This is a genomic window from Duganella sp. Root1480D1 (assembly GCF_001427305.1).
GTDB lineage: Bacteria > Pseudomonadota > Gammaproteobacteria > Burkholderiales > Burkholderiaceae_D > Rugamonas.
On record NZ_LMFZ01000007.1, the window covers coordinates 140246 to 166427 of the forward strand.

At 63.2% G+C, this 26182-nt stretch carries 27 protein-coding genes; 6 read left to right on the forward strand and 21 right to left on the reverse strand.

Annotated features, from left to right (window positions below; all coding sequences use genetic code 11):
* Positions 1 to 92 precede the first annotated feature (92 nt).
* The 9 genes from ASD58_RS09450 to ASD58_RS09490 form a co-directional block, all read right to left on the reverse strand.
* The gene (locus ASD58_RS09450) at positions 93 to 2987 is read right to left on the reverse strand and encodes a ribonucleoside-diphosphate reductase subunit alpha (RefSeq protein ID WP_057260860.1); all 2895 of its coding nucleotides are present in this window, start codon (positions 2985 to 2987) and stop codon (positions 93 to 95) included.
* 336 nt (positions 2988 to 3323) lie between these two features.
* The gene (locus tag ASD58_RS09455) at positions 3324 to 4793 is read right to left on the reverse strand and encodes a sigma-54 dependent transcriptional regulator (protein ID WP_057260861.1); all 1470 of its coding nucleotides are present in this window, start codon (positions 4791 to 4793) and stop codon (positions 3324 to 3326) included.
* Complete coding sequence (locus ASD58_RS09460) at positions 4790 to 6436, reverse strand: PAS domain-containing sensor histidine kinase (RefSeq protein WP_057260862.1); 1647 nt, start codon at positions 6434 to 6436, stop codon at positions 4790 to 4792. Before ASD58_RS09460 ends, ASD58_RS09455 begins: the two co-directional genes overlap by 4 nt.
* 7 nt (positions 6437 to 6443) lie before the next feature.
* Positions 6444 to 6692 (reverse strand): PP0621 family protein, encoded by a 249-nt coding sequence (locus ASD58_RS09465; protein ID WP_057260863.1) that lies wholly within the window; start codon positions 6690 to 6692, stop codon positions 6444 to 6446.
* On the reverse strand, positions 6689 to 7492 hold the full coding sequence (locus ASD58_RS09470; RefSeq protein ID WP_057260864.1) for an inner membrane protein YpjD: 804 nt from the start codon (positions 7490 to 7492) through the stop codon (positions 6689 to 6691). The genes ASD58_RS09465 and ASD58_RS09470 overlap by 4 nt, the downstream gene beginning before the upstream one ends.
* Positions 7493 to 7579: 87 nt before the next feature.
* Positions 7580 to 8368: an ABC transporter ATP-binding protein gene (locus ASD58_RS09475; RefSeq protein ID WP_057260865.1), complete on the reverse strand. Its 789-nt coding sequence runs from the start codon at positions 8366 to 8368 to the stop codon at positions 7580 to 7582.
* The gene (locus ASD58_RS09480; protein ID WP_057260866.1) at positions 8369 to 9184 is read right to left on the reverse strand and encodes an ABC transporter permease; all 816 of its coding nucleotides are present in this window, start codon (positions 9182 to 9184) and stop codon (positions 8369 to 8371) included. It abuts the gene before it with no gap.
* Complete coding sequence (locus tag ASD58_RS09485) at positions 9181 to 10155, reverse strand: ABC transporter substrate-binding protein (RefSeq protein WP_057260867.1); 975 nt, start codon at positions 10153 to 10155, stop codon at positions 9181 to 9183. Before ASD58_RS09485 ends, ASD58_RS09480 begins: the two co-directional genes overlap by 4 nt.
* A gap of 66 nt (positions 10156 to 10221) precedes the next feature.
* Positions 10222 to 11025 carry a M48 family metallopeptidase gene (locus tag ASD58_RS09490; protein ID WP_057260868.1) on the reverse strand — a complete coding sequence of 268 codons (804 nt, stop codon included), beginning with the start codon at positions 11023 to 11025 and terminating at the stop codon, positions 10222 to 10224.
* Between the two features lie 204 nt (positions 11026 to 11229).
* Between ASD58_RS09490 and ffh the strand changes: the two genes are divergently transcribed.
* The 4 genes from ffh to ASD58_RS09510 all read left to right on the forward strand — a co-directional run bounded on the left by ffh (position 11230) and on the right by ASD58_RS09510 (position 15728).
* The gene (gene ffh, locus ASD58_RS09495) at positions 11230 to 12597 is read left to right on the forward strand and encodes a signal recognition particle protein (protein ID WP_057260869.1); all 1368 of its coding nucleotides are present in this window, start codon (positions 11230 to 11232) and stop codon (positions 12595 to 12597) included.
* Positions 12598 to 12765: 168 nt separating this feature from the next.
* Positions 12766 to 13143 carry an SWIB/MDM2 domain-containing protein gene (locus ASD58_RS09500; protein ID WP_055929217.1) on the forward strand — a complete coding sequence of 126 codons (378 nt, stop codon included), beginning with the start codon at positions 12766 to 12768 and terminating at the stop codon, positions 13141 to 13143.
* Between the two features lie 278 nt (positions 13144 to 13421).
* The gene (locus tag ASD58_RS09505) at positions 13422 to 14561 is read left to right on the forward strand and encodes an MFS transporter (protein WP_057260870.1); all 1140 of its coding nucleotides are present in this window, start codon (positions 13422 to 13424) and stop codon (positions 14559 to 14561) included.
* A 9-nt stretch (positions 14562 to 14570) separates the two neighbouring features.
* A complete protein-coding gene (locus ASD58_RS09510; protein ID WP_057260871.1) occupies positions 14571 to 15728 on the forward strand; it encodes an MFS transporter in 1158 nt (385 codons plus the stop codon).
* Between the two features lie 3 nt (positions 15729 to 15731).
* On the opposite strand, the gene ASD58_RS09515 is transcribed toward ASD58_RS09510, so the two are convergent.
* The 5 genes from ASD58_RS09515 to ASD58_RS09535 form a co-directional block, all read right to left on the reverse strand.
* Positions 15732 to 16808 carry a trypsin-like serine protease gene (locus tag ASD58_RS09515; protein ID WP_057260872.1) on the reverse strand — a complete coding sequence of 359 codons (1077 nt, stop codon included), beginning with the start codon at positions 16806 to 16808 and terminating at the stop codon, positions 15732 to 15734.
* 179 nt (positions 16809 to 16987) lie between these two features.
* Positions 16988 to 17329, reverse strand: a complete 342-nt coding sequence (locus ASD58_RS09520) for a hypothetical protein (protein WP_156401213.1) — start codon at positions 17327 to 17329, stop codon at positions 16988 to 16990.
* A 15-nt stretch (positions 17330 to 17344) separates the two neighbouring features.
* The gene (locus ASD58_RS09525; protein WP_156401214.1) at positions 17345 to 17878 is read right to left on the reverse strand and encodes a hypothetical protein; all 534 of its coding nucleotides are present in this window, start codon (positions 17876 to 17878) and stop codon (positions 17345 to 17347) included.
* A gap of 54 nt (positions 17879 to 17932) precedes the next feature.
* Positions 17933 to 18586, reverse strand: a complete 654-nt coding sequence (locus ASD58_RS09530) for a lytic transglycosylase domain-containing protein (protein ID WP_082565322.1) — start codon at positions 18584 to 18586, stop codon at positions 17933 to 17935.
* 5 nt (positions 18587 to 18591) lie between these two features.
* Positions 18592 to 20316, reverse strand: coding sequence for a proline--tRNA ligase (locus tag ASD58_RS09535; protein WP_057260875.1), 1725 nt, complete (start codon positions 20314 to 20316; stop codon positions 18592 to 18594).
* Positions 20317 to 20478: 162 nt separating this feature from the next.
* On the opposite strand from ASD58_RS09535, the gene ASD58_RS09540 reads away from it, so the two are divergent.
* Positions 20479 to 21084: an RNA pyrophosphohydrolase gene (locus tag ASD58_RS09540; protein WP_057260876.1), complete on the forward strand. Its 606-nt coding sequence runs from the start codon at positions 20479 to 20481 to the stop codon at positions 21082 to 21084.
* 52 nt (positions 21085 to 21136) lie between these two features.
* Positions 21137 to 21562, forward strand: coding sequence for a DUF1841 family protein (locus ASD58_RS09545; protein WP_057260877.1), 426 nt, complete (start codon positions 21137 to 21139; stop codon positions 21560 to 21562).
* Here the strand turns inward: ASD58_RS09545 and ASD58_RS09550 are convergent.
* The 7 genes from ASD58_RS09550 to ASD58_RS09580 all read right to left on the reverse strand — a co-directional run bounded on the left by ASD58_RS09550 (position 21546) and on the right by ASD58_RS09580 (position 26101).
* Entirely contained in the window at positions 21546 to 21779 is a 234-nt protein-coding gene (locus tag ASD58_RS09550; protein WP_057260878.1) for a hypothetical protein, read from the reverse strand. The two genes, ASD58_RS09545 and ASD58_RS09550, sit on opposite strands and share 17 nt — an antisense overlap.
* A complete protein-coding gene (locus ASD58_RS09555) occupies positions 21779 to 22024 on the reverse strand; it encodes a hypothetical protein (protein ID WP_156401215.1) in 246 nt (81 codons plus the stop codon). The genes ASD58_RS09550 and ASD58_RS09555 overlap by 1 nt, the downstream gene beginning before the upstream one ends.
* Before the next feature lie 90 nt (positions 22025 to 22114).
* Positions 22115 to 22561, reverse strand: coding sequence for a hypothetical protein (locus ASD58_RS09560; protein WP_057260880.1), 447 nt, complete (start codon positions 22559 to 22561; stop codon positions 22115 to 22117).
* Positions 22562 to 22629: 68 nt separating this feature from the next.
* Positions 22630 to 24801 carry a molybdopterin cofactor-binding domain-containing protein gene (locus ASD58_RS09565; protein WP_057260881.1) on the reverse strand — a complete coding sequence of 724 codons (2172 nt, stop codon included), beginning with the start codon at positions 24799 to 24801 and terminating at the stop codon, positions 22630 to 22632.
* Positions 24798 to 25265, reverse strand: coding sequence for a (2Fe-2S)-binding protein (locus ASD58_RS09570; RefSeq protein WP_057260882.1), 468 nt, complete (start codon positions 25263 to 25265; stop codon positions 24798 to 24800). Before ASD58_RS09570 ends, ASD58_RS09565 begins: the two co-directional genes overlap by 4 nt.
* A gap of 162 nt (positions 25266 to 25427) precedes the next feature.
* Complete coding sequence (locus ASD58_RS09575; RefSeq protein WP_057260883.1) at positions 25428 to 25769, reverse strand: cytochrome c; 342 nt, start codon at positions 25767 to 25769, stop codon at positions 25428 to 25430.
* Positions 25770 to 25780: 11 nt separating this feature from the next.
* A complete protein-coding gene (locus ASD58_RS09580) occupies positions 25781 to 26101 on the reverse strand; it encodes a cytochrome c (protein ID WP_057260884.1) in 321 nt (106 codons plus the stop codon).
* Between the last annotated feature and the right edge of the window lie 81 nt (positions 26102 to 26182).

A 26182-nucleotide genomic window follows, 5' to 3' on the forward strand; every position in this document is an offset into this window, starting at 1 on the left:
ACCCGCAGGGTCAGACACCGTCTGCTCGACGGCCAGCGGTACCTTTCAGCGCCGCAAACTTTGCACAGACGGTTTTAACTATGACTATTGTATTACTGGCAGGCTTCGCATTCCTCGAAACCTGGGTCACCAGGACGCAGGTAGCAGGCGGCGCCTTCGGTTACCTCGGCAGTCACTGCTGCTGGGGCATCCGGCACGTTCGCGGACACGGCGTTCAGCGCGCCGGTACGGGTGGTGGATTTCTCCATGTGCGACGCAGCGATAGTGCGCAGGTAATAGGTGGTCTTCAGGCCACGCAGCCATGCCAGCTTGTAGGTTTCGTCCAGCTTCTTGCCGGATGCACCTGCCATGTAAATGTTCAGCGACTGTGCCTGGTCGATCCACTTCTGGCGGCGCGATGCCGCTTCCACCAGCCAGGTTGGCGACACTTCGAACGCGGTGGCGTAGATGTCGCGCAGGTCTTGCGGTGCGCGGTCGATCTTGCTCAGCGAGCCGTCGAAGTACTTCAGGTCGGCGATCATCACTTCGTCCCACAGGTCGCGTGCCTTCAGGTCGCGCACCAGGTAGGCGTTGATCTCGGTGAATTCGCCGGACAGGTTGGACTTCACGTACAGGTTCTGGAAGGTCGGTTCGATGCAGGCCGACACGCCGATGATGTTCGAAATGGTTGCGGTCGGGGCGATCGCTACGCAGTTCGAGTTGCGCATGCCGAACTTGGCGATGCGTTCACGCACCGGAGTCCAGTCCATGGAGGAGGACAGGTCCTGCTCCAGGTAGCCGCCGCGCTGCTCTGCCAGCAGGCGCACGGAGTCTTGCGGCAGGATGCCGCGCGACCACAGCGAGCCTTCATACGATTCGTAACGGCCGCGCTCTTCCGCCAGCTCGGTCGAAGCCAGGTAGGCGTAGTAGCACACTGCTTCCATCGAGGTGTCGGCAAACTGCACCGCTTCCATCGAAGCGTATGGCACGCGCATCATGTGCAGGCAGTCCTGGAAGCCCATCACGCCCAGGCCGACCGGACGGTGGCGCATATTGGCGTTGCGCGCTTTCTCAACCGCGTAGTAGTTGATGTCGATCACGTTGTCCAGCATGCGCATGGCGGTGCGGATGGTCTTCTGCAGCTTGACGTGGTCGATCTTGCCTTCCTTCATGTGGGCCGGCATGTTCACGGAACCCAGGTTGCAGACGGCGATTTCGTCGGCGTTGGTGTTCAGGGTGATCTCGGTGCACAGGTTCGACGAGTGCACCACGCCCACGTGCTGCTGCGGCGAACGGATGTTGCAAGGATCCTTGAAGGTGATCCATGGGTGGCCGGTTTCGAACAGCATCGACAGCATCTTGCGCCACAGGTCCAGCGCTTCGATCTTCTTGAACAGGCGCAGTTCGCCGTTGGCTGCCTTGGCTTCGTAGCCCAGGTAGGCTTCTTCGAATTCCTTGCCGAACTTGTCGTGCAGGTCAGGCACGTCCGATGGCGAGAACAGGGTCCAGGTGCCCTTTTCCATCACGCGCTTCATGAACATGTCCGGAATCCAGTTCGCGGTGTTCATGTCGTGGGTGCGGCGGCGGTCGTCGCCGGTGTTCTTGCGCAGGTCGAGGAATTCCTCGATGTCCATGTGCCAGGTTTCCAGGTAGGCGCAGACGGCGCCCTTGCGCTTGCCGCCCTGGTTCACTGCCACGGCGGTGTCGTTCACCACTTTCAGGAACGGCACCACGCCTTGCGACTTGCCGTTGGTGCCCTTGATGTGGGCGCCCAGTGCACGCACCGGGGTCCAGTCGTTACCCAGGCCGCCGGCGAACTTGGCCAGCAGTGCGTTTTCCTTGATGGCGTCGTAGATGCCTTCCAGGTCGTCGGACACGGTGGTCAGGTAGCAGGAGGACAGCTGCGAACGCTGGGTGCCGGAGTTGAACAGGGTCGGGGTCGACGACATGAAGTCGAAGGTCGACAGCAGGTTGTAGAACTCGATGGCGCGCGCTTCGCGGTTGGTCTCGTTCAGGGCCAGGCCCATGGCGACGCGCATGTAGAAGGCCTGCGGCATTTCGATGCGCACATCGCGCACGTGCAGGAAGTAGCGGTCGTACAGGGTTTGCAGGCCGATGTAGCCGAACTGCAGGTCGCGGTCGGCCACCAGGGCCTTGGCCAGCTTGGCCAGGTCGAACTTGCCCAGTTCTTCGTTCAGCAGTTCAGCGGCGATACCTTTGGCGATGTACTGCGGGAAGTACTCGATGTAGGCAGCGGCGGCGCCGGCTTGCGGCACTTCCTTGCCGAAGACTTCCTTACGGATGGTGTGCAGCAGGATGCGGGCGGTCACCTGGGAGTACGCAGGGTCCTTTTCCATCAGCGCGCGGGCAGCCAGGATGGCGGACTTGTGCAGTTCTTCGACCGGCACGCCGTCGTACAGGTTCTTCACGGTTTCGGCCAGGATGGCGTCGGCATCGACGTGCTTTTCCAGGCCCTTGCAGGCGGCGCCGATCAGGTCGCGCACTTCCTGCATCACCAGTGGACGGGCTACGCCGTTCTCGGTGACGTTGATCTGTGGCTCAGCGGCGGCGGCGGCGCCGGCTGCCTCTTTCTTCAGGCGGCGTTCTTCCATGTGCTTGGCGCGGTACAGCACGTAGGAGCGAGCCACGTCGTGTTCGCCGGAGCGCATCAGGGCCAGTTCAACCTGGTCTTGCACGTCTTCGATATGGAAAGTGCCGCCGGTTGGCTGGTGGCGCATCAGGGCAGCCACGACTTTCCCGGTCAGTTCTTCCACCAGTTCGCGGATGCGGGCGGAAGCCGCACCCTGGCCGCCGTTCACCGCCAGGAAAGCCTTGGTCATTGCCACAGCGATCTTGGTTGGCTCGAAAGCTACCACGGCGCCATTGCGGCGGATGATGCGGTAGTCGGCCAGTTGGCTAGCGGAAACAGCGACGCCGCCGGCAGTTTCGCCAGCGGAAACAGGCACGTGAGGCGCCTGAGTGGTGGAAATATCTTGATTAGATTGCATTTATGCTCCGCGTATTCAGTATTTGTTTATGACCACTATATCTAGTGAACCATCGAATTCCGTCCACTAATTGTAGTGACGGGATCTGGATACTACAAGGTGAAATTTTTTCGTTTAGACCACGAAATCTATTGACTTTTGATAGCCCCCATCGCTACAGGCGATCGGCGGTGTGCGAGCACTAACACTGCTTTTTGCATGCTGAGTTAATAAGCAATGTTGCAACGCAGCACGGGGTTGTGCGTTGGCGAAAACGCTACATTAACGTGGGGGTTTTTCGCGGCGGACCGGGATTATAGACCATTCGGGCGGCGGCTGCCCCGCCGCCCCGAAGCGCTAACCCGGGTCCTGGATGTTCAGCTTCTGCATCTGGTAGCGCAGCTGGCGGAAGCTGATGCCCAGCAGCTGGGCAGCCTGGGTGCGGTTGTAATTGGTCTGGGCCAGGGCACGGGTGAGGATGTCGCGCTCGACCGCTTCCAGGTAGGCCGGCAGGTTGCTCGGCAGGACGTCGAATACCGGCAGCGGCGGCATGGCCGGCTCGCTCGATGGCGCCACCTCCGGCGCCGCGGCCTCGGCCGCCTCGCTTGCCGCCGGCACGCTGGCAGCCGGGCTGGCGGGAGCGGCCGGCGCGGCCACCGGCACGGCCGGCGGCAGGCTGCCGCCCTTCAGCGCCAGGTCTTCCGCCGAAATCACGCCATCGTTGGAGAATGCCAAGGCGCGTTCCAGGATGTTTTCCAGCTCCCGCACATTGCCCGGGAAGGAATAGCCCTTCAACACCTCCAGCACGCCGGGCGCCAGCACCACCTTGTGCTCAAAACTGCCCAGCCGCGCCAGGATGGCTTCGACCAGTTCATCCAGGTCATCTAGCCGCTCGCGCAAGGGCGCCAGGCGCAGCTCGATCACGTTCAGGCGGTAGAACAAGTCCTGCCGGAACAGGCCCTGCTCCACCAGCTTTTCCAGGTTCTTGTGGGTGGCGGAGATGATCCGCACGTCGACCGGCTCTTCGGCCGTGGCGCCGATCTTGCGCACCCGCCGTTCCTGGATCGCGCGCAGCAGCTTGACCTGCATCGCCAGCGGCAGGTCGGCCACCTCGTCCAGCATCAGGGTGCCGCCATTGGCTGCCTGGAAGAAGCCGTCGCGTTCGTCGGCCGCGCCAGTAAAGGCGCCCTTGCGGTAGCCGAAAAACTCGGCCTCCATCAGTGCTTCCGGAATGGCGCCGCAGTTGACGGCGATGAATGCCTTGTCGGCGCGCGAACTCTGGGCGTGGATTTCGCGCGCTGCCAGCTCCTTGCCGCTACCCGACTCGCCATTGATGGCAATCGGCGCCATCGAACGCGCCAGCCGTGCAATCTGGGCACGCAGCGACTGGATCGCCGCCGAACTGCCGCGCAGCCGGCTTTGCGGCTGTCCGCGCGCCGGGGCGGCAGCCGGGGCGCTGTCGCTCACCTTCAATGCCGACTGCACCAGGATGCGCAACTGCTCGAGCTGCACCGGCTTGCTCACATAGTCGAAAGCCCCCGCTTTCAGCGCCACCACCGCATTTTCGGCGCTGCCAAAGGCCGTTACCACGGCAATCGGGATATTCTTGCCGCTGGCCGTCACCTCGCGCACCAGGTCCAGCCCAAGGCCGTCGGGCAGGCGCATGTCGGTCAGCACCAGTTGATAATCTTTTTCGGCAAAGTGCTGGCGCGCTTGCTGAAGGGTTTCGGTGCTGTCCACGTCCAGCCCCATCTTCAGCAGGGTAATTTCCAGCAATTCGCGCAGGTCGGCTTCATCGTCAACGACCAGGACACGTGGAGAAGTCATGTGTTTTTCGCAAATGTAATGACAAAGCGGCCGCTCGACTTGCGCGCGCCGCCCTCTGTCACACTGGCTTCGAAGCGGTGTTCGTAATCCAGCATGGCATCGTTATTCAAGCACAATTCACGCGCCAGATACAGGCCCAGGCCCGTGCCCTTGCTTGATGTTGTGTAGAACGGCTCGAACAGGTGGGCCCGCACCTGCGGCGAAATGCCGGGGCCATCGTCCTGCACGTGCAGCTCCAGCGGCCGGCCGGCCACCTGCACGATGAAGACGCGGATGCTGGCCGGCGTGCCGCTGGCATAGCGCACCGCGTTGTTGAGCAGGTTGATCAGCACCTCGCGCAGGTGCAGCGGATCGAAGCGCACCATCACCTGGGTCATGCCGCCCAGGCAGACGATCTTGCGGTCGAGCTTATGGGTTTCGTCGAACTCCGCCTTCAATTCATTGAGGAAGGATTCCAGTTCCATCGGGTCGTGGTGGCTTTGCGCCTTGCGCGACAATTGCAGGATGTCTTCCACCATGCGGTTCACGCGCGCCACATTGTCGCTGATGATCTTCAGCAGGCGCTTTTGCACCGGCGTTTGCAGATCCTCTTCCAGCAGGGAATTGGCGTGGCCGATGGCCGACAGCGGGTTGCGCACCTCATGCGCGATGCTGGCCGTCAGGCGTCCCATCGAGGCCAGCTTGAGCTGCTGCGCCTTTTCCTCGATGCCGGTCACGTCTTCCAGGAAGATCACGTTGCGTTCCACATCCAGGCCGTTGGTGTCGGCGGCGGCAAAGCGCAATTTCAGGTGCAAGGCCACGTCGCGCCGAGAATTCCAGGCCGCCGTCAGGTCGGCCTGCCCGGGATCCTCGAACGGCTTGATGGTGATGAAGGCACTGGCCTGTTCCGGGTCGCCGCGCCAGGCTTCGTAGGCGACTGCGATTGGCTGCAGGGTAGCGCCATCGAGCATCTGTGCCGCGCCGCCCAGCATTTGCTGGGCGGCCGGGTTGCTCATATGGATGGTGCTGTCCGCCCCGACCACCAGGATGCCGTCGGCCGAATGGGCGATCACCAGGCGGTTGACGGCCTGCTGCACGCCGATTTCGATGCCGCGCTGCGCCGCCAGTTCTTCCTGGCCGATCAGGCGTGCCGCCATGCGGTTCACGATCAGCACCACGGCAAACCAGGCAACGCCATACAGGCCAGCCTGCAGAACCAGCGACTCGCCGCCGGATATGGCGAGGTAGGTGCTGTCGGCCAGCATGAACAGCGTGGCCAGCGAAGCGCTGAACAGCGACAGCACCAGCGGCGCCAGGATGGCGCAGCCGGCCAGCGGGAACAGGTACAGGATGGCCAGCCCCGAGCGCAAGCCGCCAGCGGCAAGGTAGAGCAGCGAAATGCAGGTCAGGTCGACGGCCACCTGCGACATCAGCTGCAGCATGAAGTGGCGGCGCCAGCGCATGGCCAGCACCTGCATGGCCACCGCCGCCAGCAGGTAGGCCGCGCATACCTGCACCGTCAGTTCATGGAACGACAGCTTGCCGGCGCTGAAGTACAACGCCAGCACCAGGGTAATCACGATGCGGGTGGCGCCGAGCGCCTTCAGCGAGCGCCAGAAGGTGTCGCGCGAGGCGGCCGACAGGGTATGGAGACGGGCAAACACGCTGGGCTTAATGCGGGGCGTGCGCCGCGCAGCAGTAGTCACGGCCGTTGGCCGGCACGTTTTCGGAGGCAGGGAAATGCACGCCGCAATGGGCGCATTGCAGCATCTTCTCGGCCTGCTGCGGCTCGGCCGCGCGCGGCTGCTGCGGCGCCGGCGAGTGGCCGCCTTGCTGCGGGCCGCTCATCTTGCGCAGTTTGCTGCGGATGGCGGCGATCACCAGGAAGACCAGCGCCAGCCAGAACAGGAGTCGTGTCATGCCAAACCTCGATGTAAAACCACTTCCAGGACAAAACGGCTGCCGACATAAGCCAGCAGCAGGGTCGCAAAGCCCGCCAGCGTGAAGCTGAGGGCCGTCTTGCCGCGCCAGCCGCGGAAGTGGCGGCCGGCCAGCAAGGCGGCGAACAGGACCCAGGACAGCAGGGTGAAGACCGATTTATGGTCCCACTTCAGGGCCCGGCCAAACAATTCTTCGCTGAACACGATGCCCGACAGGACGGTCAGGCTAAGCAGCACGAAGCCGAAGCCGATCAGGCGGAACAGCAGCTTTTCCATCGTCAGCAAGGCCGGCAACTGGTCCAGCGCCGTGGCAAAAAAGCCCGGGCTGTCGCTGCGCGTATGCAGGCGCGACTCCTGCAGCGCCATCAGCACGGCGTGGAAGGCGGCAATGGTCAGCGTACTGTAGGCCAGCGTGGCGATGGCAATGTGCCAGCCCAGCATGACGGAGCGGCCGGCAGTCGGGATCAGCGAACCGGGGAAGCCGGCCTGCAGCGCCACCGCCAGGGCGGCCACCGGCATCACGATGCGGCGCAGGCCGTCCAGCGGGAAGTTCTGGTTTTCCAGCCAGTAGGCGCCGACCGAAATCCACAGCGCCGACGACAGCATGGTGGCAAAGCCGATGCGCAGCGAGCCGGGCACCATGACGTCGACCCACAGCGCGGCCCCGTGCAGCAGCCAGGCGCCGGCCGTCAGTGCGGCGATAGGCACGGCTTTGCGCGACGGGAGGAAGCCACAAATCAGGTAAAGCAGCGTTGCTGCGAGCAGGAAATAAGTTTGCATCCGGTAAGTTTAACACCCGAACACCGTGGGGTCAGGCACACAACATGAAACACGCTGCGCGTGTCTCATGTCGGAGCCAGACCCCGGCTAATCGACTGCCGCCGCACGCAGCTCGGCGGTGTGGTGGCGTTGTTGTTCTTCCATCACCAGCTGCCCCAGTTCGCGCTTCAGGGCATTGAACTCCGGTGCCGACGGGTCGCGCAGGCGCGGCATGTCGACCAGGATGTCGCGCTTGACCGTGCCGGGGCGGTAAGTCATGACCACGATACGGTCGGCCAGGTAAATCGCTTCCTCGATGCTGTGGGTGACGAAGATGATGGTCTTTTTCTGTTCTTCCCAGATGCGCAGCAGTTCGTCCTGCAGGTCGCGCCGGGTCAGCGCATCAAGTGCGCCGAACGGCTCGTCCATCAGCATGATCGGCGAATCGAGCGCCAGCACGCGGGCGATCGCCACCCGCTGCCGCATGCCGCCCGACAGGTCTTTCGGGAAGCGCTGGCGGAAGTCCTGCAGCGACAGGGTCTTGAGCAGCTTGTCCACCGTGGCTTCGATCTGCGCCTTCGGCATGCCCTTGATTTCCAGCCCGAAGGCCACGTTGTCGGCCACCGTCATCCAGGGGAACAGCGCATACTCCTGGAATACCATGCCGCGCTCAGGGCCCGGGTCGGCCACCGGCTTGCCGTCGGCGATGATACTGCCGCTGGTGGGCGGCGAAAAACCGGCGATGGCGTTCAGCAGGGTCGACTTGCCGCAGCCGGAAGGCCCCAGCAGGCAGACGAACTGCCCGCGCGGGATTTCCAGGTTGATGTCCTGCAGCGCCACCACCGAGGTGCCGAACACCTTGCTGACACCCTTCACTTCAATATGTGCAGCGCTCATTCAGCCCTCCAGGCCGCGGTGCCAGCGCAGCAGGTGGTTGTTCAGGCGGTCCATGGCGACGTCGATCGCCAGGCCCAGGAGGCCGATGGTGATCATGCCGGCAATGATCTTGTCCGACCAGAAGTACTCGCGCGCTTCGCTGATGCGGAAGCCAAGTCCGTTATTCACCGCCACCATCTCCGCCACGATCACCACGATGAAGGCGGTGCCGATGCCGATCCGCACGCCGGCCAGGATCGAAGGCACGGCCGCCGGCAGTATCACACGCAGGAACATGGTGGGGCCCGAAGCGCCCAGGTTGCGCGCCGCGCGCAGATAGATGCCGTCCACCTGGCGCACGCCGGCGATGGTGTTGATCAGCACCGGGAAGAAGGCGCCCAGCGAGATCAGGAAGATGGCCGGCGGGTTGCCCAGCCCGAACCACAGCATCGACAGCGGGATGTAGGCAATCGGCGGCACCGGGCGGATGATCTGCACCAGCACATTGAACAGGCGGTAGGCGTGGGCGCTGGCGCCCATGGCCAGTCCCATGGGTAGCGCCAGCCCGGCGCCGATGGCGAAACCAAGCAGCACGCGGTACATGCTGCCGATCGCATCGTGGATCAATTCACCGGAAAAAGCCCATACCAGCCAGCTGCCGTTGCCGTCATATGGCTGCAGCGGCAGCAGGTATTCCACCCACTTGCGCGCCACCGCCTCCGGCGATGGCAGCGCCTGCGGATTCACCCAGCCATGATAAGTCACGAAATGCCAGACCAGCACCAGCGATGCCGGCACCAGCAGGCCGACGCCAACATCCCGCCACGCGACCTTCATTTGACGCCCAGCGATTTCTTGGCCTGCTCCAGCAGGTCGGTCTTGACCCAGTCCTTGGCCAGCGGCGGTTTGGCCATCTTGCCGACGCCGGTTTTTGCCATGATGTCGGTGGTGACCTGGATATGCTCCGGCGTCACGTCATACGAATATGGCGAATTGCCGATCGCATCCTGGAAATCGTCGCTGGTGATCTGGCCCTTGAACACGGTCTCGCGCACATATTTTTCGGCGGTGGCCGGCTGGTCGATGAAGGTCTTGGTCGCCTCCACGAAGCAGCGCATGAACTTTTCCGCCACCGGGCGGCGCTCCTTGTAGAACTTCTCGGTCATCACCATGGTCCGGATCGGCTCGCCGATCGGGGTGTTGTAGGGCTTGAGGATCTCGACCCCGTAGCCTTTGTTGATGGCCTGCGAGGATTGCGGCTCCGACTGCATCATGGCGTCGATATGCTTGCCGAGCAGGGCCTGGTTCAGGTCCGCGTAAGCCAGCAGCACGGTCTGCACGTCCTTGCCCGGCTGCTCGGAGACGGTCAGGCCGGCCTGCTGCAGCTCCGCCAGCAGCAGCACTTCCTGGATGCCGCCGCGCGTGACGCCGACTTTCTTGCCCTTCAGGTCCTTGATCGATTTGATATTCAGGTCGCTGCGGCCCACCAGGCGCGCGCCGCCTTTGGCGAAACCGGCCACCACATAGATCGGCGCCCCGCCGGCGCGGCCGGAGATGGCCGCTTCGGAAGCGGTCGCGCCCACGTCAAGCTCGCCGGCCAGCACGGCGGACATCACGTCCAGGCCCTTGGCGAACACGCGCTCTTCGACCTTGATGCCGCACTTCGGGGCGATCTCCTTGATATAGGACACGGCACCGTAGTGGGCGAATTTCAGGTTCCCCAGCCGCACCACTTCCTGCGCCTGCGCGCCGCCAGCCAACATCAGCGCCGCGAGGGCCGCAGCCTTGCCGATACTTTTCAGTTTCATCCAGCTCTCCTTAATGAATAGTTGGCCTGCGCGGCCGCGCCCATCATACATTGAAGGCAGTGGCGCTTAAAGAGCGCTGCGTTCGCGCTGTTGCGCCAGGCGTTCCGCGCACGGCGGATGGATCGAGAGGTAGGCGCGCTCGGCGCCGGTGGTGCCGGCCGCGCCGCCCAGCGCCTCCTGCACTTCGGCCAGGAGACGCAAGGACAAGCCGTTATGTTCCAGCAGGTCGGCCGCATAGTTGTCGGCTTCGATTTCCGCCTGCTGCGGCCACTTCAGGTGCGGGGCTCGCGCTGCCATGCTGGAAACCAGCCAGCTGGTGTCGCCCAGCACCACACCGGCCACCGCCGGCAGCAAGGCTTCCTGCACCAGGCGGCGCAGCATGTGGCGCTGCTGCTGGTGACCCAGTTCGTGCGCCAGTACCGCCAGCACCGCCCCGTCGTCGGGCAGCGCCAGCACCAGGCTGTCGGTCAGGATGATGTCGCCCGAGGGCAGCGTGAAGGCTGCCGCCCCCAGTTGGCTGCTACGGAACAGCAGGCGGTGGCGCGGCGCTCCCTCGTGCGGCGCCTGCAGGCTGGAGAACACCGCGCTGATGCGGGCCCGGTGCGTTTCCGACAGCTCGCTGGGCTTCAGCGCCTGCAGCTCCAGTTGCTGCAGCATGCCCTGCCCCAGCTGCATCTGCAGCGCCGGCGGGAAGGCGTCGGCCAGCTGGTCGACCACAGCCGGGCGGGCCAGGTGCCAGCCGCCGTACAGCGCAAGGCAGGCTGCTGCCGCTGCCGCGGCCAGTCGCCAATGGCGCAGTGCGCGCCGCCGGCCGGGCGCGAATAAATTGATCAGGTTTGGTACGGCCAGCGTTTGCACAAGTTCATCCATAAAATTAATTTATGAACAAGATGCATGGAGGTCGCATCTCTTGTCAAGAAGAAACTTTGTTTATTTCGCAAATTTGTGCACGACAGTGACATTTCGTGAGAGACCGGCGGTCACCGCCCGCGCCTGCCGCCGACGCCAGCTACTAAGGTAGAATGGCGGGATTTTCCGCATATCGCACCACTCTTATTAATTAGTAGGCCACCAATGCTAGACAACCTGACTACGCGCCTTGCCAAAGTCGTCAAGACGATGCGCGGCGAGGCCCGCCTGACCGAATCCAACACCGCCGAGATGCTGCGCGAGGTACGCATGGCGCTGCTGGAGGCCGACGTCGCCCTGCCGGCCGTGCGCGAATTCATCGCCAAGGTCAAGGAAAAAGCCCTCGGCGAAGAAGTGATTTCCTCGCTGACCCCGGGCCAGGCCCTGGTCGGCGTGGTGCAGCGCGAACTGGGCGCCCTGATGGGCGCGGACCTGGGCGCGGAAGCTTCACAGCTGTCGTTCGCCCAGCAGCCGCCTGCCATCATCCTGATGGCAGGCCTGCAGGGTGTGGGTAAGACCACCACCGTCGGCAAGCTGGCCAAGTACCTGAAAGAACAAAAGAAGAAGAAAGTGCTGACCGTATCGGCCGACGTGTATCGTCCTGCCGCTATCGCCCAGCTGCAATCGGTAACCGGCCAGGTCGGCGCCGATTTCTTCCCGTCCAGCGCGCAGGACAAGCCGGTCGACATTGCGCTGGCCGCCTTGGACTGGGCCAAGAAGCACCACCATGACGTGCTGATCATCGACACCGCCGGCCGCCTCGGTATCGACGAAGAGATGATGAAAGAGATCGCCGCCGTGCACGGCGCGGTCAAGCCGATCGAAACCCTGTTCGTGGTCGACGCCATGCTGGGCCAGGACGCGATCAACACCGCCAAGGCCTTCAACGACGCGCTGCCGCTGACCGGCGTGGTGCTGACCAAGCTCGATGGCGATTCGCGCGGCGGCGCGGCGCTGTCGGTGCGCCACATTACCGGCAAGCCGATCAAGTTTGCCGGCGTGTCGGAAAAGCTGGACGGCCTGGAAGCGTTCGACCCGCAGCGCATGGCCAACCGTATCCTGGGCATGGGCGACATCCTGGCCCTGGTCGAGGAAGCGCAGAAAAACGTCGACGCCAAGGCGGCAGCCGAGTTGGCCGCCAAGGTCAAGTCGGGTGGCAAGTTCGACATGAACGACTTCAAGGCGCAACTGGCGCAGATGAAGAAAATGGGCGGCATGAGCGGCCTGCTCGACAAGCTGCCGGCCCAGTTCCAGCAAGCGGCGGCCGGCGCCAACATGGACCAGGCCGAGAAGCAGGTGCGCCGCATGGTTGGCATCATCGACTCGATGACGCCGCAGGAACGCGCCAAGCCGGAACTGATCAAGGCGGCCCGCAAGCGCCGTATCGCGGCCGGCGCCGGCGTCCAGGTGCAGGAAGTGAACCGCATGCTGACCCAGTTCGAACAGATGCAGACCATGATGAAAAAGCTGTCCGGCGGCGGCATGATGAAGATGATGCGCTCGATGAAGGGCATGATGCCGGGCATGCGCTAAGCCCCGCCAAGCCGCAAAAAGCCGCCTCCGGGCGGCTTTTTTTGTGTTTAAGTCTTGTTTCCCTTAAAAAACCCACAAAAACACTTGCACAAGCTGCAAACCCCCGCCAATATTAGCCGTGCGATAGTATTGCGCAATTATCCATTTGTTTGTTAAGGAGGCTCGAATATGGCAACAGCCAAGAAAGCAGCACCAGCAGCAAAGAAAGCCGCCGCCAAGCCAGCAGCAAAAAAAGCTGCTCCAGCAAAGGCAGCCGCCAAGCCAGCAGCAAAGAAAGCAGCAGCACCAGCCGCACGTAAGCCTAACGCAGCCTTCATGAAGGCGATGACACCATCGAGCGCACTGTCCGCCGTAGTCGGTTCCGCACCGCTGCCGCGCACCGAAGTGACCAAGAAAGTCTGGGACTACATCAAGAAACTGAACCTGCAGGACGCCGCAAACCGCCGCATGATCAATGCGGACGACAAGCTGAAAGCTGTCTTTGGCGGCAAAGCCCAGGTTTCCATGTTTGAAATGACCAAGCTGATTTCCGACCACCTGAAATAAGCTGCTTCTGGCTGTTGCAGCCATTCGAGGTAAGAAGTCGGGGTCAGGTCTGGCAATCGGACATTTTGCTGCGCAAAATGTCCGATTGCCAGACCTGACCCCGACTTTTTTTTAATTTATGCATCCACGCCTGCACCTTACCCTGTCGCTCGCCAGCNTCAGGAAGGCAGGGTAGGGTTCCTGCTGCTTCAGCATCGCGTCGATTGCGCGCCGCATCGGGACATTTTGCTGCGCAAAATGTCCGATTGCCAGACCTGACCCCGACTTTTTTTTAATTTATGCATCCACGCCTGCACCTTACCCTGTCGCTCGCCAGCCTGGCCGCCCTTGGCCCGCTGGCGTTTGACGCTTTCCTGCCGGCGCTGCCGGCACTCGGCAAGGAGTTCGGCCTGTCGCTTCCCGCCGCGCAGTCCTTGCTGGCCGTGTATATGGCGGCCCTGGCTTCGGCCCACCTGCTGTCGGCCTGGGCTGCCAATGCCTTCGGCAAGCGCGCGGTGCTGATGGCCGGTGCCCTGCTGCTGGCTGCCGGCAGCGCCATCTGCGCACTGGCGCACGCACCGTGGGAACTGCAGGCCGGGCGCATCCTGCAGGGCCTTGGCGTCGGTGCGCCGGCCGCACTGCTGCCACTGCTGATGCGAAGCCATTCGAGCCGCGGGCTGCGCCTGCTGGTCAACGGCGCGATCCCGATCCTGGCGCCGGCCATCGGGGCGCTGTCGGTGCTGCTGGCGAGCTGGCGCCTTGGCTTCTGGCTGGCGGCAGCAGCCTGCCTGCTGGTGCTGGTCCTGCTTGCCATCGCCCCGGCCGCCAACAACAAGGCGGGCGACAAGTTCCAGTTCGGCGAGTTGATGGGAAACCTCACTTATTTGCGCTATACCGCCTGCCATGCCTTGTGCTTCGGTGCCATCATGGCCGGGGCCGCCACCCTGCCAGTCATGGTCGCGCTGGACCTGGGACTGGGCGCGGGCCATATCGCCTTGCTGCAGGCGCTGGGCGCCTCGATCATGCTGATGCAGTCGTTCAGCACAGCGGATTCGCCGACCAGGCAACAGGTCACTGGCGGCATCGCTGCGATGATCTTCTCCGCCGCCGTCATCATCGTATGGCGCGCACCGGAAAGCGAGGCCGATCCCTTCTACCTCCTACTCGGCTGCTGGGTGGTGCTGTGCGGCGGTTTCTCGGCGTGCGCGATGCCGCTGGCTGCCGGCGCCCTGAAAGCAGCCGGCCAGCATGCGCGCGCCGGCCTGTCGCTGCTGCAGTTTGCCAGCCATGCTGCGGCCGCTGCTGCCATCCAGTTCACCGCCAAGGGCAATGTGGAAGACGCCGCGCTCATCACCTTCGGCAGCGCGGCCCTGATGGTGATCGCCGGGGCAGCGCTGCTGCCTCTCTTTATCTGGCGTTCAACCTACGTCGAACATTAGCGAGCCGCCATGCAAGCACTGCACCGCCTTGCCATTCCCCTCGCCAGCCTGACAGCACTGGGCCTGCTGGCCTCGGACTTGTACCTGCCTGCGATCCCGGTCATGGCAGCGGAGCTGGGCGCATCCATCCCCGCCGCGCAGGCGACCATGGCCTTGTTCATGGCGGCACTGGCCCTGTCGCAGCTTGCATGGGGCTGGGCGGCCGACCATTTCGGCGACCGCCGCACCATCATGGCAGGCACCGCCCTGCTTGGCGGCGGCAGCCTGGTGTGCGCCATGGCGCCGGGAATCGACTGGATGCTGGCGGGCCGCCTGCTGCAGGGACTGGGGGCCGGCGCGGCCACCGTCGCCGTCCCGGCGCTGATACGGCGCCGCTTCAACGAAGCCGATGCGGTGAAGGCGCTGGCCATGGTCGCCATCGCCGAATCCACCATTCCCGCACTGGGCCCGGTGGCCGGCGCCGCGATCGTGCTGTATGCCGACTGGCGCACCACGTTCTGGCTGATCGCCGCCATGTCGCTGCTGCTGTTGCCAATGGTGGCGCGCATCGTCGGCCGCGCGCCGCATGCCGCCCCCGCCGCAGCGCCTCCCCGGCGCGGCTACGCCCCGCTGCTGCGCAACCGCCTTTACCTGCGCTACGCCTTGAGCTACGCCGTCATGTTCGGCGCCCTGCTGATGTACGTTGCCAGCGCGCCAGTCCTGGTCACGCATGCCCTCGGGCTGGGGATCGAGGCCTTCGCCATCCTGCAGATTTGCGGCGTGCTGGCCTTCATGATCGGCGCCTCGGCCGCGGTGCGCATGGTGAAGCGGCTTGGCCAGCAATGGCTGGTGCGCAGCGGGACACTGCTGCAGTTCCTGGCAGGCGCGGGTTTGATGGGAATGGCCTTGGCCGGCTTGGCCGGCAACCGCGGCCTGGTGGTACTGGCCGTGCTGGCGGCGCTGTTCTGCGGCGGCCTGGGCCTGCGCGGATCCGCCACCATGGGCGGCGCGCTGCATGCGGCCGGGGATGATGCCGGCAAAGGCGCGGGACTGCTGATGTTCCTGGCCTTTGCCTGCGTTGCAGGCGCCACGCAACTGGTGGCGCCCTTCCTGCATTACGGCTTGCTGCCGCTGGGCGGGCTGCTGTTCGCGATGGTCAGTGCCAGCGCAATGCTGCTGCCCCGGTAAGACTTACTTCGCTTGCTTGCGGCGGCGAACGCCGGCCAGCGCCAGCAGGCCCAGGCCGAAGACCGCCACCGATGCCGGCTCCGGAACGAATTGCGCGGTACCGCCGGTGGCGTCGGCAATGTAGTCCAGGTAGCTATGCAGCAGCATGCCGCCGAAGTAGCTGCCGAACGCGCCCTTGGTCAGGCCGCGCGGCGTGCCGCCGAACGTGTTGGTGGCGATCAGCATCAGTTCGCCATACATTTCCACAAACGATGGGCCGCCCGAATCGCCGCCGCCGATATTGGCTTCCACGTCGTTCGGCAGGACCGGCGTGCACACGCCTGCGTTCTGGCACCAGAAGTCCTTGCCAGCGCCATCGAAGTCGCCGTACCAGACCTCGCGGCGGCCGGTGTAGCCGTGCTCGTCGTCCGCATCAAAGACGTCGGCATAGTTTTCGCCACTGCGCTTGACGCGGAACTGCGGGGAAACCGTGTAGCCATTGATGCCGTCGCCGGACGTACCGTAGCCTGCCATGATGAGACGGCTGCCGGCCTGCAGTTCGGTGGTCGCGATCTTGTAGATTTTCGCTTCCTTCGGCGCGTCCTGGCTCAGGGTTACCACCGCCACGTCGTCATTGACGCACTGGTCGTTGGGGCCATAGCCGGCTGGGCAATTACCGAAGCCTGCGTAGTCGCCATGCATCGAAATCTTCGAGGCGGCGATGACCTGGGAGCCCGGACCAGACGAGGTAGCGTTGAAGACCACGCGCACAGAATTGCCCGGCTTGTTCAGGTCGATCAGGACGCCATGGTCGTTGGAGTCGACGCAGTGGCCGGCGGTCACCACCTGGCGCTTGCCCACCAGCGTGCCCGAGCAGATGAACAGCTGGCCCTCGTTCTCGATGGCCAGGCTCACCACGCCCGAGAAGCGCGACGAAGCGACGTTGGAATCAACGCGCGCTTCCGGCGAATCCGGCGGCGCGCCAGCGCTGATCATTGGCTTGACCCCGGTCATCTGGGCCACTGGCCCCGCGGATGCGCTGCCGACAGCGCCAATTGCCAGTACGATGCCAAGCAGCTTCTTGATTACGGTATTACCCAAAATTACTTTCTCCCTTGATGGTTATGTTTAACTACTACAACATTTCCAAGCAGGAATCATGCCAAAAAGAAAATTATCTTTACTTTCAGTTATTTAGGGTAAGGGCCAATGTTCAGAATTAGACAAATGTAAAGATTTCCGACAAATCAATACATTTTTAAATACTTTAAGACTTTAGGTTATTTGCCAAACGAAATATTCTTGATGAACTGGAAGCGCTCGTCATCATCCGGTCCCGCGATGCGGCCGGCATTGCGCTCGGTCGCGATGGTGGCGGTAACCGGCTTGCCTTTCAGCTTGGGGTTCAGCTTGACGGACTCGCCTTCACCAGCCTCAACGAACCAGTCGCCGCACTTGCCGACGCAGTAAGCCTCGATTTTCTTGCCCTGGTCGGAGAGGATGGTCACGGACACATCGTCATTGCCGCCGCCGCCCACCAGCTTGCCCTTGACCAGCTCGCCAGGAGCCGCCCCTGCGTTGAGTGCAACGGCCAGGCTGGCCAGGGTGAATGCTAATTTCATGGAAGGCATAATTCCTCAGTCATAAGTCGATTGGGTTCGGGCGTGCGTGCCCCATGCAAGCCGCGCCACCACCAGCAGAAAAGCGAAACGCGGCAGCAGCAGGAACCAGCCGAACTGGCCCACCTTGGCCAGGGTCTCGCTCCGGGTCGGGTTGTGCCGCTCCGGAAAGGCATATTCCGCATGGGTGATTTTCAGTGCAAAGTACTTCCCTGGCGAGATGTCCGGCGCCGTCATGCCATGGCTGAACATCCATGCCAGATAGGGGCTCATTTCGACTGCGAATTGCACGGCAAGGCAAACCAGGATCAGGAAAGCAAAGTCGATGCTGTCGCCATAACGCTGCACCCGGTGCGGCGACAGCACATAGCCCGACACCGCACAACACCCGACCACGGCCGCGCCCACCGGTATCAAGGCATACATCTGGAGGGAAAAGATGCTCAGCCCGGTCTTGTCCAGGATCAGCTGATGGAGAACCAGGGTCAGCACAAAGCTGGCAAGACAGGCTCCCCAAAGTTTGAAACGTAACTGCAGCGACGAGGAATCCATGGCGAAAAAACGAGCGTTAAAAAATCGCTAATTCTAAAGCCTGGGCAGCGGACTTCAAAGCTTCCACTTATTCCACGCCGCCAGCACCGCGTTCGGATATTCGGGCCGACCGCGGCTGCCGTTGTAACGACCGAGGGCGAGGTAGAGGTTGCCCTGCTCCATGTCTATATACATGCGCAGGATCGAGCAGCCATAGCGCAGGTTGGTCTGCATATTGAACAGCTTGGCGCGGTCGCGGTCGCCGATCACATTGGTCCAGAACGGCATCACCTGCATATAGCCGCGCGCGCCGACAATCGACACCGCGTATTTGCGGTAGGCCGATTCAACCTGGATCAGTCCCAGTACCAGGCCCGGGTCGAGGCCGGCGCGGCGCGCCTCGTACCAGGCGGTTTCGAGGAATTCGCGGCGCGTGAATTCGTCCGGCAGCTTGCGCTTCAGGCGGTCCGACATGGCACCATACCAGGCGTCGTACTGCGCACGATCGGTAGGCGTGAGCAAGACCGGCTTGGGCGGCCGGGCATCCATGATGGCGTTGGACAGCGCCAGCCGCACGCTGTCGGCCAGCGCCTCTTCTTTCTGGTTGCCGGCAAAGCCGAACGGCGCGCACAGCACGCCGCTGGCAAAGGCCAGCGTATGCCACCAGCGCAGCGGACGCGCCCACCAGCGGCGGCGGTCACGTCCCTGCTTTGGCAAATGACTTGCCATCGCGATCACTTCTGGATTTTGCCCTTGATGAAGGCCAGGGCATCGGCCACCGGTACGGCAGTCGCTTCGGTATCGCGGCGGCCCTGGTATTCCAGGTTGCCTTCCTTCAGGCCACGCTCGCCGATCACCACGCGGTGCGGCACGCCGATCAGTTCCCAGTCGGCGAACATGGCGCCTGGGCGCTGGCCGCGGTCATCCAGGATGACGTCGATGCCGGCTTCCAGTGCCGCGTTGTACAGCTTTTCGGTTTCGGCTTTTACCAGCTCCGAGCGGTCCATGCCCATCGGGCACAGCACCAGTTCGAACGGCGCCAGGGAGGTCGGCCAGATGATGCCCTTGTCGTCGAAGTTCTGCTCGATGGCGGCGCCCAGGATGCGGGTGATGCCGATGCCGTAGCAGCCCATTTGCAGCGGGGCCGGTTTCTGGTTCTCGTCCAGGAAAGTGGCCTGCATCGATTCGGAGTACGCGGTGCCCAGCTGGAAAACGTGGCCCACTTCGATGCCGCGCTCGATCGCCAGCACGCCTTTGCCGTCCGGCGAAGCATCGCCTTCCACGACGTTGCGCAGGTCGGCCACCAGGGCTGGTTCGGCCATGTCGCGGCCCCAGTTGGCGCCGGTGAAGTGGTAATCCTCTTCATTGGCGCCGGTCACGAAGTCGGCCATCAGCGCCACGGTGCGGTCGGCCACCACGGTCACCGCACCCTTGGTGCCGATCGGGCCCAGGTAGCCAGGCTTGCAGCCGTAGACTTCCAGGATTTCGGCTTCGGTCGAGAAGCGGTTCTGCGCCAGGCCCGGTACCTTGCTGGCCTTGATTTCGTTCAGTTCATGGTCGCCGCGCAGCAGCAGCATGAAGTGCTGCTTGGAGCCGTCTTCCTTGTCGGCGGTCAGGGCGATGGTCTTGACGGTCTGCTTCAGGTCGATGCCCAGCAGCTTGGCCACGTCTTCGCACTTGGCTGCTTTCGGGGTCGAAGTCTTGGCCAGGGCGGCGCCGGCGGCGGCGCGAGCGCCGGTGGCGACCGCTTCCGCCGCTTCCATATTGGCCGCGTAGTCGGAGGTCGGGCAGTACACCAGGGCGTCTTCGCCGGTGGAGGCGATCACGTGGAATTCATGCGAGCCGGTGCCGCCGATGGCGCCATTGTCGGCTGCCACCGCGCGGAACTTCAGGCCGAAGCGGGTGAAGATGCGGGTGTAGGCGTCGAACATGATCTGGTACGACTTCTGCATGCCTTCCAGGTCGCGGTCGAAGGAATAAGCATCCTTCATGGTGAACTCGCGGCCGCGCATCAGGCCGAAGCGTGGGCGGCGTTCATCGCGGAACTTGGTCTGGATGTGGTAAAAATTCAACGGAATTTGGCGGTAGGATTTAATCTCGCTACGCACCACATCGGTGATCACTTCCTCGGAAGTCGGCTGGATGGCGAACTCGCGGCCATGGCGGTCTTTCACGCGCATCAGTTCCGGGCCCATCTTGTCCCAGCGGCCGGTTTCCTGCCACAGCTCGGCTGGCTGCACCAAAGGCATCAGCAGCTCAATAGCACCGGCATTATTCATTTCTTCGCGAACGATTGCTTCGACTTTTCGGATCACTTTCAGGCCCATTGGCATATAGGTATAAATGCCGGAACCGAGGCGTTTGATCATGCCCGCGCGCATCATCAACTGGTGGCTGACGATTTCCGCGTCAGATGGAGCTTCCTTGAGGGTTGAAATAAAAAAACGAGATGCACGCATATCGGTGAATTCTTTTTAAAAAGAGAGAGTTATAATCAACCTAATTTTAAAGGATTAGCTGGCCCGATGCGTCCAAACTTTATACAAAGAGCGCTATTGCAGTTGGATTTGTAGTCAAAAATATAAGAGGACGCCTCGGCCACAGAAAGTTTGAGGTGCAATATGCTCGATCGTGAAGGGTTTCGCCCCAACGTCGGCATCATCCTGCTGAACTCGCACAACGAGGTCTGGTGGGGCAAGCGGGTGCGCGAGCACTCGTGGCAGTTCCCGCAGGGCGGGATCAAGTACGGTGAAACGCCGGAGCAAGCGATGTATCGCGAGCTCGAAGAGGAAATCGGACTGCGTCCGGAGCACGTCAAGATTATCGGCCGCACGCGCGACTGGTTGCGTTACGAGGTGCCAGACCACTTCATCAAGCGGGAAATCCGCGGCCATTACCGTGGCCAGAAGCAGATCTGGTTCTTGTTGCGCATGTGCGCGCGCGACAACGACGTAAACCTGCGCCTGACCGACCATCCCGAGTTCGACGCCTGGCGTTGGCATGATTACTGGGTTCCGCTGGACGTGGTGATCGAATTCAAGCGCGAAGTCTACCAACGCGCCTTGCAGGAGCTATCGCGCTTCCTGACCTGGCCGGCGCATGGCGACCGCCGCCATTCCTCGCGCTACCTGCGCCAGCCACATGGCCAGCGTGGACAGCGCAGCAGCGACAAGCCGCAGCAACCAGCGGTGACGCCGCCGCCGACGGAACTGGTAACAAAGGAATAACAGAAGGGGCAGCCTGCGAGGGCTGCTCCTTTTGTCTATATAATGCCGGGCTATGTTTACACCGTCTTCCCACGACGTCCGCCGCTTCTTCTGCGACGTCTACCGCAAAGCCAACGCCAACGAAATCATGGATCCGATCGAACTGATCGCCCGTGACTGGATCATGGCGCACCCCGAGTACCACGACCAGTTGCAGGACGTGGAGGCCGCCATTGCGCGCGACTACTCGGTGGAGGGCAGCGAGGCCAATCCCTTCCTGCACCTGTCGATGCACCTGTCGATCACCGAGCAGTTGTCGATCGACCAGCCGCGCGGCATTCGCGAGGCCTTCGTAGGCCTGGCGCGCAAGCTTGGCACCGAACACGCGGCGCACCATGAAATCATGGAATGCCTGGGAGAGATGATCTGGAATTCCCAACGCCGCGGCGTGCCGCCGGACGGCGCCGCCTACGTGGAAGCGGTCAAACGCCGGATTTGAGCAGCAGGCGCACGGCGCCCGCCAAGCCATAGCCCGCAGCCAGCAGCAGCGCATAGCGCACGTCGGACATGGTTCGCGTCAGCTGCCACACGATCGCGGCCAGCACCAGCATGATCCCTGCCGTTCCAAACAGCCCCAGGACAGCACGTTTTCGGCTGACCGTCCGCGATTGCCAGATCCCCAAGGCTGCCAGGCAGAAGGCAGTCAGGTAAGCCATCACACCTCGTCCACGCGGACAATGGGCATGTGCCAGATCAGAGCGAATACCAGCGGGCTGGCGACGGCCGCGAAAATCACTGAGCGCATCAGGTGGTCGGAGCCCACCGCCAGGGCCGGGCCAACGTTGATCAGCCATGGCAGCGTGGCTGCCAGCAAAGCTTGCGATTTGCGTCCCAAGCGGGCGATCAGGCACAGCATCAGCACTGCCACACCGGCCAGCAATGCAGTAAGCAAGTACATCATCTGTCGGCACCTCCGCGATTTCTTGATACGGCCATCATAGACCAATAGTTCTACCGGGAAACTATCCAAAAATCGCGAAGTGGCAAATATTTATGCCGGCTTCCTGAACACGCAATAACCGCCTGCCAGGCGTGCATCCGGCGTCGCAGCCAGATGGCCGTCCGACAACAGGTAGATGCAGGAGCCCGCGCAAACTTCCAGGTGCGCCAGCATTTCGGGCAGCGTCGCGTCGGCCGCAAAGTCCTGCCACGCAGCCCCGGCACCGGGACCGCCGCGCGGCGCGACGATCGCATGACTGGATCCAAATGCCGACGCCAGCCGCAGCGCAAGCCCTGCCAGGGCGGCGCGGCTGCCGACCCGCTGCAGCACACACGGCCAGCAGAACGCATCATCGCGCAGTTCAAGCGCCACCATATGCTGGCTGGCTTGGCGCACACTGGCCGGCAATCCCCCTACCCGGCCCAGCGCCTTGTCAACTCGCCGCTGCAAGCCTCGCGGCGGCAATGAATGGCTGACGTAGATTGTCGAAGTTTCCATGTTCGTTTCCTCCATGCATCTAGCTTTACTTCAGCATAGACCATGGATGCCACACAGAAACTATCCAATCATTGCAGCCGCACCCCCGCTTTGATCAATGGCAAATCGGTGAAGCGCTTGCCGGTGGCGGCGAACAAGGCATTGGCAAGGGCTGGTGCCAGCGGGCCAACCGCTTCCTCGCCGACGCCGCCGGGCGCTTCGTTGCTGTCGATGATGGCGACCTCGATGGCCGGGGCTTCGGCCAGCGACAGCAGTTTGTAATCGCTGAAGTTCGACTGCTCCACCGCACCATCCTTGACCGTGATTTCGCCGTAGAAGGCCGCGCTCAGGGCGAAGATGATGCCGCCTTCCATCTGCCCGCGCACATTGCGCGGATTGACCGTAATGCCGCAATCGAGCACCGTGGTAACGCGGTGCAGCTTGACGCGAGATGCCGCGTCGACCGACAGCTCGACCACCTGGCCGATGTAGGTGCCGTTGGCCCAGGTGAAGGCCATGCCGCGATGGCGTCCCTCTGGCAGGTCGCGACGCCAGCCGGAACGCGATTCCAGCTGGTCCAGCACGGCGCGCTCGCGGCTGCCGGGCTTCACCAGGCTGCGCCGGTAATCGAGCGGGTCTTGCCCGGCGCGCAGAGCCAGTTCGTCCACAAAGGACTCGGTGGCGAAAATGTTCTGCGATGCCGCGACCGAGCGCCAGTAACCCAGCGGCACGCCAGCTTCGACGGTATTGGTGCGGTGGACGTAGCCCGGCAAGCCGTAGTAGCGGGTGAACAGGACCCCGACTGCGCTGCGGTCGAAGGGCTTGGCGTACTCCTTGTCCGCGCCGAAGCGCGAATAATTGAACAAGGTGTCGCTCGCGCTGTCCATGCGCACGGCCGTCACGGCGCCGCCGGCGTCAAAGCCTGCGCGCAGGCGCAATACCGCTGCCGGTCGATGGTAGCCGTGACGCATGTCTTCTTCGCGGCTCCACAGCAGCTTGACCGGCACTCCGGCTTCCCTGGCAACCAGGGCTGCCTGCACCGCGAAATCGGCCTCGATGCGGCGTCCGAAACCGCCGCCGGAGAGCGTAGTGTGGATCGTGACGGCGCCCGGCTCGATGCCCAGTGCCTTGGCAACGCAGGTGCGGGCCGTGTCCTGCGCTTGCGTGGGAAGCCAAAGCTCCGCCTTGCCATTCTTGACGCTGGCGGTGCCGTTCATCGGTTCCATCGTGGCGTGCGCCAGCAGCGGCACAGTGTAAGTGCGGTCAAGCCAGGTGCTGGCTTTGGCCACGCCGGCTGCGTGCGCTGCGCTGATGTCTTCCGCCTTGCCGTTGCGCGGCACCACGAGATCGCCCTCTTTCTGCACGGCCTCATGCAGCATGTCGCGGTAAGGGGCGCTGGAATGCTTGCTGGCGGAGGCAAGGTCCCATTGGGGCTTGAGTGCATTGACTGCTTGCTGCGCGCGCCAATAGCTGTCGGCCACAACCGCCACGGCATCCGGCAGGCGCACGACTTTTTTCACGCCGCGCTTTGCCAGCGCCGGCTGCGGATCGACTGCCGCCAGCTTGCCGCCGAAATGCGGGCATTGCACGATCGCGGCGTACAGCATGCCGGGCACTTTCACGTCGATGCCGTACACCGCGCTGCCATCGGTCTTGGCCGGCAGGTCCAGGCGCGCCACGTCCTTGCCCATGTGGCGCCAGCGTTCCTTCGGCATCAGCGGCGGATCGGCCGGTACCGGCTGCACCGCTGCCTGTTGCACCAGCTTCGCGTAGGGCAGCTTGCGGCCGGTGGGCTTGTGCAGCACCGTACCGGATTGCGTGTCGCATTCGGCCGCGGGGACTTTCCATTCGGCCGCCGCTGCGCTTACCAGCATCGCGCGCGCCTGGGCGCCAGCCTTGCGCAATTGCGGGAACTGGCGCGCCACGCCGCCGCTGCCATAAGTGGCATATTCTCCCCAGCCGGCGTTGATGAACTGCTTTTCCACCGGCGCCATTTCGATGCGCACGGTTTTCCAGTCCAGGTCCATTTCATCGGCCAGCAACTGGGCGATGGCAGTGCCGGTGCCTTGCCCGATTTCGCTGGTGTTGGAGAGGATGGTGACGCTGCCGTCCGGCGCAATGCGCACCCAGCCCGGCGGGGGCGGAACCGCCGCTGGCGCCGCGCCCGCAACTGGCGCATCGGCAGCAGCAACGACCGGGCCGACCGCCACCAGCAGGCCGCCGGCCGCCAGCGCCTTCAGGAAATTGCGACGATTGCTCATGCCACCTGCTCCATTTGCATGCCGGCAGCGCGCCTGATCGCACGCCGCACACGCGGATACGTGCCGCAGCGGCACAGGTTCGTCATGGCTTCCTCGATCTGCGCGTCGCTCGGCTTGGGATGGGATTTGAGCAGCGCGGCTGCCGCCATCAGCATGCCAGACTGGCAGTAGCCGCACTGCGGCACCTGCTCCGCAATCCACGCCTGCTGCAAGGCGTGCGAACGGTCCGGCGACAGCGATTCGATGGTCCGCACCTTGCCCTTGCCCACTGCGCTGACCGGCATCACGCAACTGCGCACCACCTGACCATCGACGTGCACGGTGCAGGCGCCGCAAATACCGGCGCCGCAACCGTACTTGGTGCCGGTCAGGCCCAGCGTATCGCGCAAGACCCACAGCAGCGGCGTATCGCCCTCGACCTCGGCGCTCCTGGCCGCACCATTGATATTCAGTTTGTAAGCCATGTCTCCCCCATAAGGTGGAGGAAGCTTAACAGCGGCCCGGCGGCGTGGATTGCGGCTGTGACGAAAGCCGGCAACGGCGGTTTAAGCGAGGCCTTGCCCCAGGGCCGGCGGCAATAAAAAAAGCCCGCACATCGGGCGGGCTTCTCTCCAATCGGCGCTGGATCAGCGCTTCAGGACCAGCGAACCTGGCAGCGAATGCAGGTAAGCGGCGATGTCCTGGATGTCCTTGTTGGTCAGTGCCTTGACCTGGCCGGTCATGATCGCGTTGGAGCGGCCGTTCGGTGCGTCGCCGCGCTTGTAGGCGGTCAGCGCATGCTGCAGGTAGTCCTTGTGCTGGCCAGCCAGCTTGGGATAGCTCGGGTCGATCGGGGAGTTGTAGTCCTTGCCGTGGCAGGCGAAGCAGCTGTATTTTTCCGTCAGGGCCTTGCCATTTTCGATGTTGCCGCCAGCCAGGGCGCTGAACGAGACTGCGGAGCAGAACAGAGCAATAATCAGTTTTTTCATGGTTCAGGGCCTTATTTCTGCTGGGAGTAGAACGCGGCGATGTCGGCGATGTCCTGGTCGGTCAGGCTGACAGCGATACCCTTCATGGTCGGGTGCTTACGCTCCCCCTTCTGGTAGCCCTTGAGCGCGTTTTCAATGTATTTGGCAGATTGGCCGCCGATCATCGGCACCTGGAAAACTTCGGGGAAAGTCGCTTTGTAGCCTGGAATTGCATGGCAACCGATGCACATCTCGATCTTGCCTGTTGCTTTCTTGGCGTCGCCGACGATGTCCGCGGCGATGGCTGCCTGCGCAACTGCGGTCAGCGCGAGGAGTGCGAAGATTTTTTTCATAGGTGTGGGCTTTAGTCAGTTGAAATCGGACACTGCATTGCGCAACAAAACCGCTCCTTTGCGCCCTCAACCTGCGATTTT

Bases quoted from the DNA above. Each gene is read 5' to 3' on its own strand.
- ASD58_RS09480 (WP_057260866.1), bottom strand. From the start codon at position 9,184: ATGAAGGTCGCGTGGCGGGATGTTGGCGTCGGCCTGCTGGTGCCGGCA.
- ASD58_RS09505 (WP_057260870.1), top strand. From the start codon at position 13,422: ATGCATCCACGCCTGCACCTTACCCTGTCGCTCGCCAGCCTGGCCGCC.
- ASD58_RS09525 (WP_156401214.1), bottom strand. From the start codon at position 17,878: ATGGATTCCTCGTCGCTGCAGTTACGTTTCAAACTTTGGGGAGCCTGT.
- ASD58_RS09475 (WP_057260865.1), bottom strand. From the start codon at position 8,368: ATGAGCGCTGCACATATTGAAGTGAAGGGTGTCAGCAAGGTGTTCGGC.
- ASD58_RS09545 (WP_057260877.1), top strand. From the start codon at position 21,137: ATGTTTACACCGTCTTCCCACGACGTCCGCCGCTTCTTCTGCGACGTC.
- ASD58_RS09535 (WP_057260875.1), bottom strand. From the start codon at position 20,316: ATGCGTGCATCTCGTTTTTTTATTTCAACCCTCAAGGAAGCTCCATCT.
- ASD58_RS09520 (WP_156401213.1), bottom strand. From the start codon at position 17,329: ATGAAATTAGCATTCACCCTGGCCAGCCTGGCCGTTGCACTCAACGCA.
- ASD58_RS09500 (WP_055929217.1), top strand. From the start codon at position 12,766: ATGGCAACAGCCAAGAAAGCAGCACCAGCAGCAAAGAAAGCCGCCGCC.
- ASD58_RS09550 (WP_057260878.1), bottom strand. From the start codon at position 21,779: ATGGCTTACCTGACTGCCTTCTGCCTGGCAGCCTTGGGGATCTGGCAA.
- ASD58_RS09455 (WP_057260861.1), bottom strand. From the start codon at position 4,793: ATGACTTCTCCACGTGTCCTGGTCGTTGACGATGAAGCCGACCTGCGC.
- ASD58_RS09470 (WP_057260864.1), bottom strand. From the start codon at position 7,492: ATGCAAACTTATTTCCTGCTCGCAGCAACGCTGCTTTACCTGATTTGT.
- ASD58_RS09555 (WP_156401215.1), bottom strand. From the start codon at position 22,024: ATGATGTACTTGCTTACTGCATTGCTGGCCGGTGTGGCAGTGCTGATG.
- ffh (WP_057260869.1), top strand. From the start codon at position 11,230: ATGCTAGACAACCTGACTACGCGCCTTGCCAAAGTCGTCAAGACGATG.
- ASD58_RS09510 (WP_057260871.1), top strand. From the start codon at position 14,571: ATGCAAGCACTGCACCGCCTTGCCATTCCCCTCGCCAGCCTGACAGCA.
- ASD58_RS09490 (WP_057260868.1), bottom strand. From the start codon at position 11,025: ATGGATGAACTTGTGCAAACGCTGGCCGTACCAAACCTGATCAATTTA.
- ASD58_RS09540 (WP_057260876.1), top strand. From the start codon at position 20,479: ATGCTCGATCGTGAAGGGTTTCGCCCCAACGTCGGCATCATCCTGCTG.
- ASD58_RS09450 (WP_057260860.1), bottom strand. From the start codon at position 2,987: ATGCAATCTAATCAAGATATTTCCACCACTCAGGCGCCTCACGTGCCT.
- ASD58_RS09575 (WP_057260883.1), bottom strand. From the start codon at position 25,769: ATGAAAAAACTGATTATTGCTCTGTTCTGCTCCGCAGTCTCGTTCAGC.
- ASD58_RS09530 (WP_082565322.1), bottom strand. From the start codon at position 18,586: ATGGCAAGTCATTTGCCAAAGCAGGGACGTGACCGCCGCCGCTGGTGG.
- ASD58_RS09570 (WP_057260882.1), bottom strand. From the start codon at position 25,265: ATGGCTTACAAACTGAATATCAATGGTGCGGCCAGGAGCGCCGAGGTC.
- ASD58_RS09560 (WP_057260880.1), bottom strand. From the start codon at position 22,561: ATGGAAACTTCGACAATCTACGTCAGCCATTCATTGCCGCCGCGAGGC.
- ASD58_RS09465 (WP_057260863.1), bottom strand. From the start codon at position 6,692: ATGACACGACTCCTGTTCTGGCTGGCGCTGGTCTTCCTGGTGATCGCC.
- ASD58_RS09485 (WP_057260867.1), bottom strand. From the start codon at position 10,155: ATGAAACTGAAAAGTATCGGCAAGGCTGCGGCCCTCGCGGCGCTGATG.
- ASD58_RS09565 (WP_057260881.1), bottom strand. From the start codon at position 24,801: ATGAGCAATCGTCGCAATTTCCTGAAGGCGCTGGCGGCCGGCGGCCTG.
- ASD58_RS09580 (WP_057260884.1), bottom strand. From the start codon at position 26,101: ATGAAAAAAATCTTCGCACTCCTCGCGCTGACCGCAGTTGCGCAGGCA.